Annotated in this window: 16 protein-coding genes; 11 read left to right on the forward strand and 5 right to left on the reverse strand. The window is 51.4% G+C overall.

Going from position 1 to position 16196, the window contains the following annotated elements; genetic code table 11:
* Positions 1-34: 34 nt before the first annotated feature.
* A complete protein-coding gene (locus tag EHV07_RS07415; protein WP_147196533.1) occupies positions 35-1147 on the forward strand; it encodes a PQQ-dependent sugar dehydrogenase in 1113 nt (370 codons plus the stop codon).
* A gap of 26 nt (positions 1148-1173) precedes the next feature.
* Here EHV07_RS07415 and EHV07_RS07420 read toward each other — a convergent pair whose 3' ends face one another.
* Positions 1174-1830, reverse strand: a complete 657-nt coding sequence (locus EHV07_RS07420) for an HAD family phosphatase (protein ID WP_147196535.1) — start codon at positions 1828-1830, stop codon at positions 1174-1176.
* Positions 1831-2099: 269 nt separating this feature from the next.
* Here EHV07_RS07420 and EHV07_RS07425 point away from each other — a divergent pair, with 269 nt between their 5' ends.
* A complete protein-coding gene (locus EHV07_RS07425; protein ID WP_147196537.1) occupies positions 2100-3296 on the forward strand; it encodes a serine hydrolase in 1197 nt (398 codons plus the stop codon).
* Positions 3297-3339: 43 nt separating this feature from the next.
* On the opposite strand, the gene EHV07_RS07430 is transcribed toward EHV07_RS07425, so the two are convergent.
* The 3 genes from EHV07_RS07430 to EHV07_RS07440 all read right to left on the reverse strand — a co-directional run bounded on the left by EHV07_RS07430 (position 3340) and on the right by EHV07_RS07440 (position 7817).
* A complete protein-coding gene (locus tag EHV07_RS07430; protein WP_147196539.1) occupies positions 3340-4620 on the reverse strand; it encodes an HAAAP family serine/threonine permease in 1281 nt (426 codons plus the stop codon).
* Positions 4621-5120: 500 nt separating this feature from the next.
* Complete coding sequence (gene ybjG, locus EHV07_RS07435; protein WP_147200557.1) at positions 5121-5726, reverse strand: undecaprenyl-diphosphate phosphatase; 606 nt, start codon at positions 5724-5726, stop codon at positions 5121-5123.
* A 402-nt stretch (positions 5727-6128) separates the two neighbouring features.
* Positions 6129-7817, reverse strand: coding sequence for an aspartate:alanine antiporter (locus EHV07_RS07440; RefSeq protein WP_147196540.1), 1689 nt, complete (start codon positions 7815-7817; stop codon positions 6129-6131).
* Positions 7818-8106: 289 nt separating this feature from the next.
* Between EHV07_RS07440 and ybjM the strand changes: the two genes are divergently transcribed.
* Positions 8107-8463 carry an inner membrane protein YbjM gene (gene ybjM / locus EHV07_RS07445; protein ID WP_147196541.1) on the forward strand — a complete coding sequence of 119 codons (357 nt, stop codon included), beginning with the start codon at positions 8107-8109 and terminating at the stop codon, positions 8461-8463.
* 95 nt (positions 8464-8558) lie between these two features.
* Here ybjM and EHV07_RS07450 read toward each other — a convergent pair whose 3' ends face one another.
* Positions 8559-8822 (reverse strand): GrxA family glutaredoxin, encoded by a 264-nt coding sequence (locus EHV07_RS07450; protein ID WP_147196543.1) that lies wholly within the window; start codon positions 8820-8822, stop codon positions 8559-8561.
* 193 nt (positions 8823-9015) lie between these two features.
* On the opposite strand from EHV07_RS07450, the gene EHV07_RS07455 reads away from it, so the two are divergent.
* The 8 genes from EHV07_RS07455 to potI all read left to right on the forward strand — a co-directional run bounded on the left by EHV07_RS07455 (position 9016) and on the right by potI (position 16047).
* Entirely contained in the window at positions 9016-9291 is a 276-nt protein-coding gene (locus EHV07_RS07455) for a YbjC family protein (protein ID WP_147196545.1), read from the forward strand.
* Entirely contained in the window at positions 9275-9997 is a 723-nt protein-coding gene (gene nfsA, locus EHV07_RS07460) for an oxygen-insensitive NADPH nitroreductase (RefSeq protein ID WP_147196547.1), read from the forward strand. Before EHV07_RS07455 ends, nfsA begins: the two co-directional genes overlap by 17 nt.
* A gap of 20 nt (positions 9998-10017) precedes the next feature.
* Positions 10018-10920, forward strand: coding sequence for a 30S ribosomal protein S6--L-glutamate ligase (gene rimK, locus EHV07_RS07465; RefSeq protein ID WP_147196548.1), 903 nt, complete (start codon positions 10018-10020; stop codon positions 10918-10920).
* An 86-nt stretch (positions 10921-11006) separates the two neighbouring features.
* A complete protein-coding gene (locus tag EHV07_RS07470) occupies positions 11007-11486 on the forward strand; it encodes a YbjN domain-containing protein (RefSeq protein WP_147196550.1) in 480 nt (159 codons plus the stop codon).
* A 408-nt stretch (positions 11487-11894) separates the two neighbouring features.
* Positions 11895-13004: a spermidine/putrescine ABC transporter substrate-binding protein PotF gene (gene potF, locus EHV07_RS07475; RefSeq protein WP_147196552.1), complete on the forward strand. Its 1110-nt coding sequence runs from the start codon at positions 11895-11897 to the stop codon at positions 13002-13004.
* A gap of 100 nt (positions 13005-13104) precedes the next feature.
* Positions 13105-14238: a putrescine ABC transporter ATP-binding subunit PotG gene (potG, locus tag EHV07_RS07480; protein WP_174822380.1), complete on the forward strand. Its 1134-nt coding sequence runs from the start codon at positions 13105-13107 to the stop codon at positions 14236-14238.
* Positions 14239-14248: 10 nt separating this feature from the next.
* The gene (gene potH, locus EHV07_RS07485; RefSeq protein ID WP_147196556.1) at positions 14249-15208 is read left to right on the forward strand and encodes a putrescine ABC transporter permease PotH; all 960 of its coding nucleotides are present in this window, start codon (positions 14249-14251) and stop codon (positions 15206-15208) included.
* Positions 15205-16047, forward strand: coding sequence for a putrescine ABC transporter permease PotI (gene potI, locus EHV07_RS07490; RefSeq protein ID WP_147196558.1), 843 nt, complete (start codon positions 15205-15207; stop codon positions 16045-16047). Before potH ends, potI begins: the two co-directional genes overlap by 4 nt.
* The last annotated feature ends 149 nt before the right edge of the window (positions 16048-16196 follow it).

Below are 16196 nucleotides of genomic sequence, written 5' to 3' on the forward strand. Positions count from 1 at the left end.
AGGATCAACAGCGATCCCCTTCAGGAGAGAAAGCATGTTCCGATTACTGCACGGCAGCTTACTGGCTGGTCTCCTTTTAATGAACTGCCCGGTTCTGGCCGCAAAAACGACCGTTGAACAGCTGCAAAACGGATTAAATCACCCCTGGGCGGTCGCTTTTTTGCCAGGGAATCAGGGCATGTTGATCGCTGAACGTTCCGGCCAGCTGCGGCACTGGCAAAACGGCACGCTTTCCGAACCGCTCGCCGGTGTGCCCGAAGTCTGGGCCGAGCGGCAGGGCGGGCTGCTGGATATTGCGCTATCCCCCGATTTTGTGCAGAACCGTCACGTTTATCTTAGCTATACCGAAGCTGACAGCAGCGGGCGCGCTGGTGCGGTAGTGGGTTACGGCACCCTGAATCAGGAAAACAGCCGGTTAACTGATTTTAAAGTGATCCTTCGACAAGAGCCGAAACTCTCGAGTGGCGCAAATCTGGGGTCGAGGCTGCTTTTCGACGAGAAGGGCTATCTCTATATCAGCTTTGGGGACAATTTTCAGGCCGCTACTGCACAACAGCTAAACGCGCTGACCGGCAAGATTATCCGTCTGAATGCCGATGGCAGCGTGCCAAAAGATAACCCTTTTGTTAACCAGCAGGGTGCAAGAGGCGAAATCTGGACTTATGGGATGCGCAATCCACAAGGGCTGGCGCTAAATCCCTGGACTCACGAAATATGGGAAAGTGAGCATGGCCCGCGCGGCGGCGATGAGGTCAATATTCCGCGTAAAGGGAAGAATTATGGCTGGCCGCTGGCAACTTGGGGCGTGGATTACAGCGGTGAAAAAGTCCCGGGTTCAAAAGGTGGGACAGTGCCAGGGACTGAGCAACCTGTTTTTTACTGGAAAGTTTCTCCCGCCATCAGCGGCATGGCGTTTTATAACAGCCAACGTTTCCCTCAGTGGAAGGATTCATTGTTTATCGGTTCATTAAAGGAAAAGAACCTTATTCATCTGACGGTCAATGGCGATCGTATTGTGGAAAAAGAACGTCTGTTGGGCGATCGCGGTGAACGCATTCGCGATGTCCGCACGGGACCAGATGGTTATCTGTATGTACTGACGGATGAATCGGATGGAAAATTACTGAAGGTTGGGCTGGAAAAATAAAGGGGCTGCCCGGCAGCCCGATTCCCTTATTTAAGCCACTGGCACACTTCCCAACCGCGCTGTTGTGCCAGCTGATGCAGGGGTTCAGCCGGATTGATTACCCAGGCATGGTCGGCATGTTCCAGCAACGGTAAATCATTCATCGAATCGCTGTAGGCCCAGGTCTGTGCAAAACCCGCGCTTTCTTGCAGCAACAGCCACTCTTTTAGCTGTCTGACTTTCCCGTGCGGGTGAGTCATTGTGCCATATGTCTGGCCGCTATAACGATCGTCTACGATCTCCACATCGATGGCCAGTGCACCATGTGCGCCCAGTTGCTGAGCGATAGGCGTGACCAGATGCTCACCGGTGGCTGAGACCACCATCACCCGATCACCGCGTTCCAGATGCCAGTTCATTCTTTTACGTGCGCAGGGATAAACCCTTGGCATCACGTCGCGCTGAATAAAACGTCTCACCCAACCCGAAACCGTCAGCGTACCCATCCCGGCGATCGGCGAGAGGGTCATGTTCATGTATTCCTCAATTGAAAGCGACCCCTGGTGGTACTGCACCATCAACGCGCGTTCCTGCTCAATCAGTGCGGCTGGAGCAAAACCTTGCGAAACCAGCCAGCGTAACCACAGGCCAGTACTGTCTTCACAGATAAGCGTTTTATCAAGATCGAACAGAGCTAAATCCATCGTCATTACTCCTCAGCCGGGTTTAATTGAGATTAGTGGAGTTTTGTGACGGAAGTAGCAGTTCAGGACAAAATCAGAATTACCCGTACCTTGCGGGTAAGTCTGCGGAAAAAAAGGGGTTCTGGCCCGTGCTATACAGAATTCTCTATTAAACTCTAAAAAACTTTACGGTCGGGCGGTTCAATTTTCGGCTGATAAACGATAGCGTAAACAGGATTTGCCTTAATTAATAAAAATATTGTTTTTCAAAAGGATACTTGGGTATCACCATGAATAAAATACGCCATTCTGTCGCTGCCGGCACGCTTTCTGCCCTTTTCCTGATTGTCGCTTCCCCCGTTTATGCCGTAGAGGCACCTGCTGCGCCGCAGATTGAAGCCAAAGCCTGGGTTCTGATGGATTATCACAGCGGCAAGGTGCTGGCGGAATCACACGCCGACGATCGTCTCGATCCTGCCAGCCTGACTAAAATGATGTCCAGCTACGTGATTGGGCAGGCGTTAAAGGCCGGAAAAATTCATAACGACGATCTGGTGACCGTTGGCAAAGACGCCTGGGCTACCGGTAATCCCGTGCTGAAAGGATCGTCGCTGATGTTTTTGAAGCCGGGCGATCGCATTCCGGTTTCTGAACTCAATAAAGGGATCATTATCCAGTCCGGTAACGATGCCAGTATTGCGCTGGCCGATTACGTTGCCGGCAGCCAGGACGCATTTGTCGGGCTGATGAACAATTACGTACGGGTACTGGGGCTGAAAAACACGCATTTCAAAACCGTTCACGGACTGGATTCTGACGGGCAATACAGTACCGCCAGGGATATGGCCCTGTTGGGACAGGCGTTGATTCGGGATGTGCCCGAAGAGTATGCGCTGCACCAGGAAAAAGAGTTTACCTTTAACCGCATCAGGCAGCATAACCGTAACCGGCTGTTGTGGAGTACCAACCTGCATGTCGATGGCATTAAAACCGGCCATACCGACGGCGCAGGAAATAATCTTGTTGCTTCAGCAACCGACGGCGATCAGCGTTTGATTTCAGTCGTGCTGGGTGCCGCGACGGATGCAGTACGCTTTCGCGAAAGTGAAAAGCTGCTGACCTGGGGTTTTCGCTTTTACGAAACGGTAACACCGATCAAAACCGATAAACCTTTTGCTACCCAGCGCGTTTGGTATGGCGACAAAAAAGAGGTTAACCTGGGCGTAGCCAGCGATGCGTCGATTACCGTGCCAAAAGGGCAAATGAAAAACCTGAAGGCCAGTTTTACGCTTTCGCAGCCTCAGCTCACCGCCCCACTGAAGAAAAATCAGGTTGTAGGCAACATTGATTTTCAGCTTGAGGGAAAAACCATAGAGCAGCGCCCGTTGGTGGTCATGGATGAGGTTAATGAAGGCGGATTTTTCAGTCGGATATGGGATTTTGTGATGATGAAAATGAACGGCTGGTTTGGTAAATGGTTTTCCTGAAAAGCCTGAGGGCAGACTGGCTGTCTGCCCTTAAATAATCCACTTAGAAGAAATCGTAAGCAATGGCTGAAATAGCAATCAGCCCAACCAGCACCACAAAAACATTGCTGAGTTTGCCGCTGTACTGACGCATCGCGGGCACTTTATTGATCGCGTACATCGGCATCAGGAACAGCAGAACGGCGATAATCGGCCCGCCCAGCGACTCAATCATACCCAAAATGCTTGGGTTCAATGTCGCTACCAGCCAGGTGGTAAAGAACATAAACACCGCCGTCATACGGTTGAGCTTGTTCTCTGACATTGCTTTGCCTTTTTCGCCCAGCGTTTTAACAATCAGTCCGTTAAATCCTTCGCGTGCGCCCAGGTAATGGCCAAGGAAAGATTTGGTAATGGCTACCATGGCAATGATCGGTGCCATCCAGGCCATTAGCGGCGTATTAAAGTGGTTCGCAAGATAAGAGAGAATAGAAATATTCTGTTCTTTGGCTTCCGCCAGGTTTTCGGGTGAAAGGCTGAGCACGCAGCTGAACACGAAGAACATCACCGTGACAACCATCATCAGATGACTGAAAGCCAGGATACGCGAACATTTCGGTTCAGCATCCGGGCCATATTCCTGACTCTTGGCTACCGCAAAAGCAGAGATAATCGGAGAGTGGTTAAACGAGAACACCATTACCGGAATAGCCAGCCACAACGTCATCCACAGACCGTTGCCTGTACCCGCAAGAGTGACGTTCTGGAATATGGAACTGTTCCAGTGAGGGATCAGGAACAGCGCCAGCGCCATCAGCACCAGCACAAAAGGATAAACCAGCACGCTCATCGTTTTGACGATCATCTCTTTACCAAAACGTACGATAGTCATCAGGCCGACAATCAGTACCAGGGAGAGCAGCGCCCTCGGCGGTGCCTGAAGATGAAGCTGGTGGGTCATAAAGCTCTCGACCGTATTGGTGATCGCGACGCTGTAGACCAGCAAAATAGGATAGATAGCAAAGAAATAAAGCAGCGTCAGCAGCGTGCCTGCGCCCTTGCCGAAATGTTCTTCCACTACGCCGGTGATATCCTGATCTTTCCGCCCCGAAAGCACAAAACGGCACAGGCCACGGTGAGCAAAAAAGGTCATTGGAAACGCCAGCACGGCCATAATCAGCAAGGGGATCAGACCACCAATACCGGCGTTAATGGGTAAAAACAGCACGCCTGCGCCAATAGCGGTACCGTAAAGGCCCAACATCCACATCGTGTCACTCTTGCGCCAGCCTGTCGCAGCGCCGGCAGCTGTCTGCGACAGCGTAGCCGTTTTCGTTGATTCCATTGAAAATCTCCCGGTTGAAAGTAGTAAATTAAATAAGCGTTAAAAAGAAGGAAGCGTTATTTAATTTACGACTCTGAATAAGGCGAGCGACACTCTACCATCTGGAAAAGAAGAAGAAAGAGGAAGATGACAGCTTTGTGACCGCAGCAATAAGTAAGGTGGCATTTTTTTTAGAGTTATGCGCTGGAAGGTTTTTTTTATCTGGCGGTATCTTCTGGGGAAGGGGCGGTAAGGCAGTGATTAGGACTATATTATAGGTTTGTTTAATTGGTTAAATATCGACCTTTCAGGGTGAAAAATGCTCATATTGGTGATTTAAATATAATAATATCAATGAATTAAGTTATAAGGCCGTATGGGTTTGTTGCCGCTTTAACCCGTTGCGCAACATTCGAAATAAAATAGGCGGCAGATTTCGACTGTTGCGCAATAAGATGACGCGCTTTCTGGCAGCTGGTGAAAATAGACGCTGCCGTATGTTTACGCAATAAAGACGTTATTCAATCTCTTACCCAGCCTTTACGAATAGGTAAAGCAAACAGCAAGCGGTAAAGCGCAGAGATATTTTGTAGTAAACGTCGGCCACAGAAATGCCAGGCGACCTGAGCAAACAGGCAGGAGAGCATTCCCAGCAGCAGGCCGCCCAGCATATCCAGCGGCCAGTGAACACCCAGGAAAATTCGTGACCAGGCAATCAGTATGCCAGCCAGCATCAGTACCGCGCCGGACCAGGCCCGGTGCCAACACAGGAAGGCAATAGCAAAAGTAAAAATGATGGTGCCATGATTGCTGGGATAGGAATCACTCGGCGTGTGGGCCAAAAATTGATGACCAAAGCCAATAACAAACGGTCGTGGATGAGGATATAAATTGCCGATACACCATGAGATAGCCATGCCGTATGCAAGCGCAATTGCCGTTTTCAACACCAGTTCACGCTGCGATTTCACCTGACTTTGCGCGCCCCAAAACCACATAGCCACAATCAGTACAGGGACAACGGCAATCAAATCTTTGGCTATAAATATCGCCAGTGAGATGAGCCAGCCGGGCGTGTCGGGTGTGGCGTTAATCCACAAAAACAGCGTCCGGTTCAGCGCTTCCATCATGGTATGTCTCCTCGTCGGGTTCAGCAGAAAGTGTCGTATGCAAAAATGGCGGCCAGCGACATCGGCAGGCCATAAACTGAGCCGTAGCTATATATCGTCAGTAATATCAGGCGGATAACATAGAATCGAGACGGCACAAGTTAAATAGTCCCGCTCCTAATTCGGCAGGCGGTTGTCGTTTCGTTAAGATTAAATGAAGATTTTATGTTAATACGATGAAAAATCCGCCAGGCAAGAGGATGCATAAGCGTTAAAAAAGGCAGGAGAGGGGCTGAAAGAAAAAAACCCGCTAATCATCAGATTAACGGGCTCCACAATTTGGGATTTCAAAGAAAAGCAGTGGCACTAATTAAGACTGCACGACAATATAAAAGTTCTCAAAGCAGCCAAAATATTTTTTTACCCACCAAACATTGGCCAGATTAACACAATCAGCGTCCCGGCCAGCGTAAGCAGTACGTTAGCGATAGCGTAAGTTCCGGCATAGCCCAGTGCGGGGATATTACTGCGTGCCGTATCGCTGATAATCTCCATTGCTGGCGCACAGGTACGTGCTCCCATAATGGCGCCAAACAGCAAGGCACGATTCATTTTTAATACCCACGCGCCAAATATAAAGCTAATAACTACCGGCAACAGGCTGACGATTAAACCCGCCGCCAGCATCAACAGTCCGGTATCACCCAGCCCATGAGACAGGCCGCTGCCCGCGCTTAAACCCACACCCGCCATAAACACCATCAGGCCAAATTCTTTCACCATGGTCAATGCCCCTTGTGGGATATAGCCAAAGGTCGGGTGGTTTGCGCGCAGGAAACCCAGCATGATCCCGGCAAACAACAGGCCAGCCGCATTGCCAATGCTGAAACTAAAGCTGCTGAACTGAAAAGTAATCATGCCGACCATCAGGCCAATAATAAAGAAGGCGCAAAAAGCCAACAAATCGGTAACCTGACTGTGGATAGAGATAAAGCCAATCCGGTCGGCAACGGATTTAACCCGACGGGCTTCTCCGCTAATTTGTAATACGTCGCCTTTATTCAGGATGATGCTGTCATCAATCGGCATTTCGATTTGACTGCGGATAACCCGGTTAAGAAAACAGCCGTGATCGGTCAGTTTCAGCTGGCTCAGGCGTTTATTTACCGCGTTATTATTTTTAACCACGATCTCTTCATTAATAATGCGCATGTCGAGTAAATCGCGGTCGAAAACTTCTTTACCGTTACGGAAGCTGGGATCGAGGCGGGAATGGGCGTCTGGATAACCGACCAGCGAGATCTCATCGCCCTGCTGCAATACCGCATCGCCGTCGGGATTCGCCAAAATGCCGTTGCGCCGGATTCGCTCAATGTAGCAGCCGGTCTGGCGATATATCCCCAGCTCGCGCAGGTTTTTGCCGTCGGTCCAGGCGACAAGTTCCGGCCCAACGCGATAGGCGCGTATAACGGGCAGATAGACTTTACGCTGGCTGTCGGGGTCCAGTCCGCGTTCGCGGGCGATTTGTTGCGCGCTGGTGGGCAGGTCCTGATGCTGTAATTTTGGCAAATAGCGTGCGCCAAAGATCAGGCTGACCAGCCCGATAAGATAGGTGAGGGCGTAGCCCAGGCTCAGGTTACTCTGCGCCTGAGCCAGCGTGCTGCCCGCAGGATAAGTTTGCCGCAGCGTATCGCCTGCCCCTACCAGAACCGGCGTTGAAGTCATCGATCCGGCCAGCATCCCGGCCGTCAGGCCAATATCCCAACCAAAAAGTTTCCCCAGCGCCAGCGCAACGATCACGGCGCTGCCGACCATCACCAGCGCAAGTAAGAGGTAATTTTTACCGTCGCGGAAGAAGATTGAAAAAAAGTTTGGCCCAGCTTCCACACCCACACAAAAAATAAATAACATAAAGCCCAAATTAAGGGCGTTAGGATTAATGCCGAAATGCTGCTGACCCAATAGCAATGAGACGACTAAAACGCCAATAGAATTACCCAGTTGGACAGAACCCAGTCGTAATTTACCCAGGCATAACCCCAACGCAAGCACGACAAATAATAACAGAATGTCATTTCCACTTAACAAATCTGCGACGTTTATATTCACGGTTTAACTTCTTGTTTACGAGTAACATGTTGAAATAATGGGTGTTTTGCGCTAAGTTTACTGTACTGCCAGCAGAGCAGCGGCAACGTTCAGGATTATCCGCGAATTACAGCCCAGCGCCATATAAAACGGTCGTCATTTTAATCGCTTCATTCTTTTTCAGCCAGTAAAAAGCCGTTGACGTTTGTAACGGTCTTTTGTTTATCAATAGCAGAGGAAAATGGCCCGGTATCATCCGGCCAGGTGACAACATCAATTACCGAGAGAAGATCCTATGGTGTTTAAGGGTATGTCCTGGACGAACCTGGTGTTCAGTCTTGTTCTCTTTAGTATCGTCTTTTTGGCGGTACGCTACGATATGGTCGCTGAAGGCTCAGGCTATGTACAAGCGCGGCCGGGTTTGCTGATGTTTACCATTCCTGGCGCGATTGCTGCGCTGACGTCCAAAGAGTCGCCGCTGACCGTGGCATTACTGGGAGCCCTATTGGCAATGCCTGTATGCCTGCTAATCCTGCATCTCTACAATATGCATTATCCCGGTTTCTTTATGGAGCTGGCTTTCGATACCAGCGCCATTTTCTGGTGCGGCTCTGGGGCGCTGGGTATCATGCTTTGCCGCACGCTGTTCTGGCATCCCCACAGCTAAACGCTTTGGGACACAACAGGGTGGCCATAAAAAAAGAGGACCGATAAATATCGATCCTCTTCTTGCTGGCTCACGCCATTATTCTGTTTGAGAAATTACTGGAACAGGCCCAGATTTTCTTTGGCATAGGCTTCGAAATCCGTGCAGCCACCAATGTGGTTCTGATCCAGGAAGATCTGTGGCACGGTTTCAACAGGCTTACCGACGGTTTTTTCCAGATCGGCTTTGGTGATGCCTTCCGCATGGATATCGACATAGCGGAAGTTGAAATCTTCGCGTTCTTCAGTCAGCTTTTCAGCCAGCTCTTTTGCACGGACACAATAAGGACAGCCAGGACGTCCAAAAATTACTGCAAACATAGGTTTCTCCTCAAAGGTCAGTTCTTTCTGTGATGTACATCACAACTCATCACTCGCTGGCGCTTATGATGCCCGCTTCATCAGGTGAAAGAAAGAAGGATTTACCTGTTGGTTTAATTCGTGTTGTCTATAATCCCGGCGAAGCCTGTCGATAAATGACAGGCAAGCAGCACAAGCCAACGGGGGAGATGCCATGCGTGCTTTCAGTAAAATGCCCGTCCCAATCCTGGTTCTTGAGGCGTCAGGAGGAATTATGCTGGTTCTCTCTTACCTCACGCTGCATCAGATGCTACCCTTGCCGGCTTCTTTTTCCGCGCCATTAGCTGCCACCGTAATGCTTTTTGCGGGGATCGCGCTGATGCTACCCGCCGCGATTGTCATGATGTGGCGGACAGCAAAAGTGATGGCGCCGGAACTGTTTTATTTGCGTAAACGTACACCAGGAGACAAACATGACGCCGACCATTGAGCTACTTTGCTCTCATCGCTCTATTCGAACTTTTACTGACCAGCCTGTGAGCGATGCGCAACGCAAGGCAATCCTTGCCGCTGCACAGTCGGCTTCCAGCTCCAGTTTTTTACAGTGTTCCTCAATCATCCGTATTACCGACCCGGAGCTGCGCGCAAAGCTGGTAACGCTGAGCGGGGGGCAGAAGTATGTTGCTCAGGCTGCTGAGTTCTGGGTATTTTGCGCCGATTTTAACCGCCATTTGCAGATTTGTCCTGAAGCCCAGTTAGGGCTGGCCGAACAGCTTTTACTGGGCTGCGTGGATACCGCGCTGATGGGGCAAAACGCGATGGTTGCGGCCGAATCACTGGGGCTGGGCGGCGTGTTTATTGGCGGTATCCGTAACGGCATTGCCGAGGTTACCGAACTGCTTGGTCTGCCAAAATTTGTGCTGCCGCTGTTTGGCCTCTGCCTCGGCTGGCCGGCACAAACGCCACAGGTTAAGCCACGTATGCCCGCGGCGATGCTGGTGCATGAAAACCGCTATCAGCCCCTCGATCCAGACGTGCTGGCTACCTATGATCGCGAGCAGGAAGAGTATTATCTGTCGCGGGAGAGCAACCCTCGCCGTGAAAACTGGAGCGAGCATATCCAGAAAACCATCATCAAAGAAAATCGACCGTTTATGCTGGATTACCTGCATAAGCAGGGTTGGGCAACGCGTTAGGATCCCTGCGGAGGCACCTGGTGAAAATAGCGATTCTTTCCCGAGACGGTTCGCTCTATTCCTGTAAGCGGCTGTTACAGGCGGCAAAAGCACGAGGCCATAGCATTGAGGTTATCGATCCTCTCTCGTGCTATATGAATATTAATCCGGGTTCCTCAGCGATCCACTATCGCGGCAAGCAGCTGGGCCATTACGATGCGGTGATCCCACGCATCGGCTCAGCCATTACTTTTTATGGCACGGCCGTGCTGCGCCAGTTTGAAGTTTGCGGCAGTTTTCCGCTAAATGAGTCAGTCGCGATCACTCGTGCCCGCGATAAGCTCCGTTCGCTACAGCTGTTGGTCCGGCAGGGCATCGCGATGCCGGTGACGGGGTTTGCGCATTCGCCGGACGATACCAGCGATTTAATCGACATGGTAGGCGGTGCGCCGCTGGTGGTAAAGCTGCTGGAAGGCACACAGGGCATTGGCGTCGTGCTGGCGGAAACCCGGCAGGCAGCGGAAAGCGTTATCGATGCCTTTCGGGGGCTGAACGCGCATATTCTGGTGCAGGAATTTATCAAGGAAGCGCAGGGAAAAGACATCCGCTGCCTGGTTGTTGGCGGAAACGTTGTAGCGGCCATTGAACGCAAAGCGCGAGAAGGCGACTTTCGTTCAAACCTGCATCGCGGCGGTACGGCTCGTCTGGTGGACATTACCGAAAGAGAACGTGAAATTGCCATCCGGGCAGCAGCTACGCTGGGTTTGGACGTTGCGGGCGTGGATATTTTACGCGCCAACCGCGGGCCGCTGGTGATGGAGGTGAATGCATCGCCAGGACTGGAAGGCGTCGAGAAAACCACGGGATTGGATATTGCCACCATGATGATTGCATGGATTGAGCAGCAGGCGCGCCCTGGCTTCTGTCTGAAAACGGGTGGCTAACCCGATATTTCTTTCACAATCGTGGTATTTAGACGCTTTTTTCCGTAAGCTAGGGCGCAATTTTAAGGCAGTATGAGATTGAATAAATGGATTCACTCGTCGTTCCGGATATCGATTTACTACGACGTTGGCTGGATCAGCAAAGCATCACCTGGTTTGAGTGTGACTCCTGTCAGGCCCTTCACCTGCCGCATATGCAAAATTTCGACGGGGTGTTCGATGCCAAGCTGGACCTCGTTGACGATGTCATTTTGTTCTCAGCGCTGGCTGAAGTTAAACCGACCGCACTGATCCCGCTGGTGGGAGAGTTATCACAAATCAATGCCAGCTCGCTGACCGTTAAGGCGTTTGTGGATATTCAGGATGACAATTTGCCGAAGCTGATTGTTTGTCAGTCACTCAGCGTGACGGCAGGCCTGACCTTTGGCCAGTTCGTACACTTTATGAAGCAGAGCGAAGAACAGATTTCGATGGTGGTTCTTGAAGCTTTTGCTAATCACCTGCTGATGATGGGCGAAGATGAAGATCGCGGCGAGTTCGTCGTTGCTCAGTCTGTGCTGCACTAATCTCCCTGTTCGGGTCAACTCATGTTGGCCCGCTCAACCCGACGCACATTCTTTCCTCGCATCAGCCTTTGCTGCTATTTCAACCAGTCCAACCCCTATCCCCGCAAATTTTTATGCTGTATTAATGCCTGATTATCCCTATTTTCATCGGCTTTACCTGCCGTTTAGCCTGTCATATAAACCAAAGGCGGCAAAACGTCGATAAAAGGCGTTTTTTACCTGCACCTCTGGCCTGAGGCGGCGTGTGGGTCTATCCTTGCGTGGGCGCATTTCGCGTGCAACGTCGCTGTAGATATCGATTTTTTCTATTAACAGCGTAATGAATAATCATTCATTATATGAAACTTATCCGCAGTTATTTGCTTGTCCTGTGGAAGCGGTGATTATCCCTGTTCAGGAGGATGGAAAATGTTCAGCCAGCGCAAAAAATGGTTGTCAGGTGTGGTTGCGGGCGTGGTAATGGCGGTTTCCGCCAGCTCAATGGCTGCTGATAAGACGCTGCACGTTTATAACTGGTCAGATTATATTTCGCCGGATACCGTGCCGAATTTTGAGAAGCAAAGCGGCATCAAAGTGGTTTACGACGTCTTCGATTCGAATGAAGTGCTCGAAGGCAAACTGATGGCCGGCAGTACCGGCTATGATGTTGTGGTGCCATCCTCCAGCTTCCTTGCCCGTCAGCTACAGTCGGGCGTATTTCAGCCGCTCGATAAGAGCAAGCTGCCAAACTATAAAAACCTCGATCCCGACTTGTTGAAAAAGCTGGAACAGCACGATCCGGGCAACAAATACGCCATCCCTTATCTGTGGGCGACCACCGGCATTGGCTACAACGTTGAGAAAGTCAAAGCGGCGTTAGGCAAAGATGCGCCGGTAGACAGCTGGGATCTGGTGCTGAAACCGGAAAACCTTGAGAAGCTGAAAAGCTGCGGCGTTTCGTTCCTCGATGCGCCTGAAGAAATTTTTGCCACCGTACTGAATTATCTGGGTAAGGATCCTAACAGCAGCGATCCCAAAGATTATTCAGGCGCGGCTACCGATCTACTGTTGAAGCTGCGTCCAAATATTCGCTACTTCCACTCCTCGCAGTACATTAACGATCTGGCTAACGGCAGTACCTGTGTGGCGATTGGCTGGGCGGGCGACATTATTCAGGCGAAGAACCGCGCGGCCACCGCTAAAAACGGCGTCAATATCAGTTATACCATTCCGAAAGAGGGGGCACTGGCGTTCTTCGATACGCTGGCTATTCCAAAAGATGCCAAAAATCTTGATGAGGCCTATCAGTTCCTTAATTATCTGCTGGAGCCGAAGGTGATCGCGGATGTTTCTAATAAAGTGTTTTATGCCAACGGCAACAAAGCTTCAGTACCACTGATTAATGCCGACATTCGTAACAATCCTGGCATCTTCCCGCCAGCAGAAGTGATGGCTAAGCTGTTCGTGCTGAAAGTACAGGATCCCAAACTTGATCGTGTGCGTACCCGAGCATGGACTAAAGTTAAAAGTGGCAAGTAACTGACCTCCGCTTTGTCAATCTGCAACAGAGGTGCTTGTCCGGCCTCTGTTTTGTTTTTTTATGGCTATGCCAACTGTTAAGCGCCGGAGTGTAATGGAAGTGAACGACGCGATCCCTCGCCCGCAAAAAAAAGTTAGCAAGGCGGTCACGCCATTGCTGGAAATCCGCAATCTGACCAAGTCTTTCGACGGACAACATGCGGTTGATGACATTAATCTGACTATCTTCAATGGCGAAATCTTTGCGCTGCTGGGTGCATCCGGCTGTGGAAAGTCAACGCTGCTGCGTATGCTGGCCGGATTCGAGCCGCCAACTTCCGGTCAGATCCTGCTTGATGGTCAGGATCTGTCTCATGTTCCGCCTTATCAGCGTCCGATCAATATGATGTTTCAGTCCTACGCGCTGTTCCCGCACATGACGGTTGAACAGAATATCGCCTTTGGGCTGAAGCAGGATCGCCTGCCTAAAGATGAAATTGCCAGCCGCGTGGCCGAGATGCTGACCCTGGTGCATATGACGGAGTACGCAAAGCGTAAACCGCACCAGCTCTCAGGCGGGCAGCGCCAGCGTGTGGCGTTAGCTCGCAGTCTTGCCAAGCGTCCGAAACTGCTGCTGCTGGATGAGCCAATGGGCGCGCTGGATAAAAAGCTGCGCGATCGTATGCAGCTTGAGGTTGTCGATATCCTGGAACGCGTCGGCGCAACCTGCGTTATGGTGACGCACGACCAGGAAGAAGCAATGACCATGGCCGGACGTATCGCCATTATGAACCGGGGCAAGTTTGTGCAGATTGGCGAGCCGGAAGAAATCTACGAGCATCCCACCACGCGCTACAGCGCCGAATTTATTGGTTCGGTAAACCTGTTTGAAGGCCTGCTGCGTGAACGTCGCGCCGAGGGTTTGATTATCGACAGTCCGGGCTTGCTGCATCCGCTAAAAGTGGATTCGGATGCCTCGGTAATGGAAGGCGTACCGGTCCATGTCGCGTTGCGCCCGGAGAAGGTGATGCTGTGCGAAGAGATCCCGGCGGACGGCAATAACTTTGCCGTTGGCGAAGTGGTGCATATTGCCTATCTTGGCGACCTGTCGATTTACCATGTGCGACTGCATAGCGGTCAGATGATCAGCGCACAGTTGCAAAATGCTCATCGTTTCCGCAAAGGTGCGCCGACCTGGGGAGACGAAGTTCGTCTTTGCTGGGATGCGGACAGCTGCGTGGTTCTGACGGTGTAGTGGGGGAGCCATGAATCAACGTTCTGATACCGCTTCTCCGCCCGTTCGGATGAAGCAAAAACGTCCCGGCCTGTTTAGCACGTTACAATCAAGACAGGGCCGCAAGCTGGTTATCGCGCTGCCTTACCTGTGGCTGGTGCTGCTGTTCCTGCTGCCGTTTTTAATCGTACTGAAAATCAGTTTTTCAGATATCGCGCGTGCCATTCCGCCTTATACGGATCTGGTGACATGGGCCGATGGCCAGCTGACCATGGTGATGAACCTGGGCAACTACCTGACGCTGACCGACGACCCGCTGTATATCGATGCTTATCTGCATTCATTACAGGTCGCCGCGATTTCTACCGTCATCTGCCTGCTAATTGGCTATCCACTTGCCTGGGCAATCGCGCACAGCCCGCGTTCCACACGCAACATTCTGCTGCTGTTGGTGATCCTGCCTTCCTGGACGTCGTTTTTGGTACGCGTCTACGCCTGGATGGGCATCCTTAATGACAACGGCATTCTGAACCGCTTTTTGCTGTGGACGGGTGTTATCGATCATCCGATAGCGATTCTGTACACCAACCTGGCGGTCTACATCGGTATCGTTTACTGCTATCTGCCGTTTATGGTGTTGCCGATCTATACCGCGCTGACGCGTATCGATTACTCGCTGGTGGAAGCGGCACTGGATTTGGGCGCTCGTCCGCTGAAAACCTTTTTCAGCGTGATTGTGCCACTCACCAAAGGCGGTATTATCGCCGGTTCCATGCTGGTATTTATTCCTGCGGTAGGCGAATACGTCATCCCGGAACTGCTTGGCGGCCCGGACAGCATTATGATTGGACGCGTGCTCTGGCAGGAGTTCTTTAATAACCGCGACTGGCCGGTCGCCTCGGCGCTGGCGGTGATTATTCTGTTAATCCTGATCCTGCCGATTATCTGGTTCCACAAGCATCAGAATAAAGAGATGGGAGAGAAGGCATGAGTTTACCCGTTGTCCGTTCGCCCTGGCGTATCGTTATTCTGGTGTTTTGTTTCTTCTTCCTGTACGCGCCGATGGCGCTGCTGGTGATTTACTCCTTTAACTCTTCTCAGCTGGCCGCGTGGGAAAGCTTCTCGCTGTACTGGTACAACGTATTATTTCATGATGATGCAATGATTAGTGCCGTAACGCTAAGTCTGAGTATTGCCGCACTGGCCGCTACCGCAGCGGTGGTGTTGGGAACGATTGCGGCGGTGGTCATCGTACGGTTTGGGCGTTTTAAAGGCTCAACCGGTTTTGCTTTTATGCTGACGGCACCGCTGGTGATGCCGGATGTGATCACCGGTCTGTCGCTGCTGCTGCTGTTTGTGGCGATGGGCAACACCTTTGGCTGGCCGGGCGATCGCGGCATGCTGACTATCTGGCTGGCACATGTGACCTTCTGTACGGCTTATGTGGCGGTGGTGATCAATTCGCGACTGCGCGAGCTGGATCGCTCAATTGAGGAAGCCGCGATGGATCTTGGCGCAACGCCGCTGAAGGTCTTTTTCGTCATTACCCTGCCAATGATCGCGCCGGCGATTGTCACCGGCTGGTTGCTGGCCTTTACGCTCTCGCTGGACGACCTGGTTATTGCAAGCTTCGTCACCGGGCCGGGCGCGACAACCTTGCCAATGCAGATCTTTGCCACCGTGCGTCGCGGCGTTAATCCGGAAATCAACGCGCTGGCGTCACTGATCCTGTTCGTGGTTGGCATCGTCGGCTTTATCGCCTGGCGATTTATGGCGCACGAAGAGAAGCAGCGACTAAGGGATATTCGCAAGGCCCGTGGCGGACATTAATTTGTTCTTCCTCACCAGTTGATATGAAAATGTCCGGTGCCTGTAAAGAGGGGCCGGGCATTTTTTATGTTGAGATTGTTCACTGCTGAAGAATATGACGAGTCATTCCCGGAGGGCTGGATATTCTCCTGGCGTCTCTTTTGTATTTT

It is taken from the genome of Pantoea sp. CCBC3-3-1 (assembly GCF_007981265.1).
Taxonomy (GTDB): domain Bacteria; phylum Pseudomonadota; class Gammaproteobacteria; order Enterobacterales; family Enterobacteriaceae; genus Erwinia.

Coding starts and splice junctions, on each gene's coding strand:
- EHV07_RS07415 (WP_147196533.1), top strand. CDS start 35: ATGTTCCGATTACTGCACGGCAGCTTACTGGCTGGTCTCCTTTTAATG.
- EHV07_RS07420 (WP_147196535.1), bottom strand. CDS start 1,830: ATGGATTTAGCTCTGTTCGATCTTGATAAAACGCTTATCTGTGAAGAC.
- EHV07_RS07425 (WP_147196537.1), top strand. CDS start 2,100: ATGAATAAAATACGCCATTCTGTCGCTGCCGGCACGCTTTCTGCCCTT.
- EHV07_RS07430 (WP_147196539.1), bottom strand. CDS start 4,620: ATGGAATCAACGAAAACGGCTACGCTGTCGCAGACAGCTGCCGGCGCT.
- ybjG (WP_147200557.1), bottom strand. CDS start 5,726: ATGGAAGCGCTGAACCGGACGCTGTTTTTGTGGATTAACGCCACACCC.
- ybjM (WP_147196541.1), top strand. CDS start 8,107: ATGTCCTGGACGAACCTGGTGTTCAGTCTTGTTCTCTTTAGTATCGTC.
- EHV07_RS07450 (WP_147196543.1), bottom strand. CDS start 8,822: ATGTTTGCAGTAATTTTTGGACGTCCTGGCTGTCCTTATTGTGTCCGT.
- EHV07_RS07455 (WP_147196545.1), top strand. CDS start 9,016: ATGCGTGCTTTCAGTAAAATGCCCGTCCCAATCCTGGTTCTTGAGGCG.
- nfsA (WP_147196547.1), top strand. CDS start 9,275: ATGACGCCGACCATTGAGCTACTTTGCTCTCATCGCTCTATTCGAACT.
- EHV07_RS07470 (WP_147196550.1), top strand. CDS start 11,007: ATGGATTCACTCGTCGTTCCGGATATCGATTTACTACGACGTTGGCTG.
- potF (WP_147196552.1), top strand. CDS start 11,895: ATGTTCAGCCAGCGCAAAAAATGGTTGTCAGGTGTGGTTGCGGGCGTG.
- potH (WP_147196556.1), top strand. CDS start 14,249: ATGAATCAACGTTCTGATACCGCTTCTCCGCCCGTTCGGATGAAGCAA.
- potI (WP_147196558.1), top strand. CDS start 15,205: ATGAGTTTACCCGTTGTCCGTTCGCCCTGGCGTATCGTTATTCTGGTG.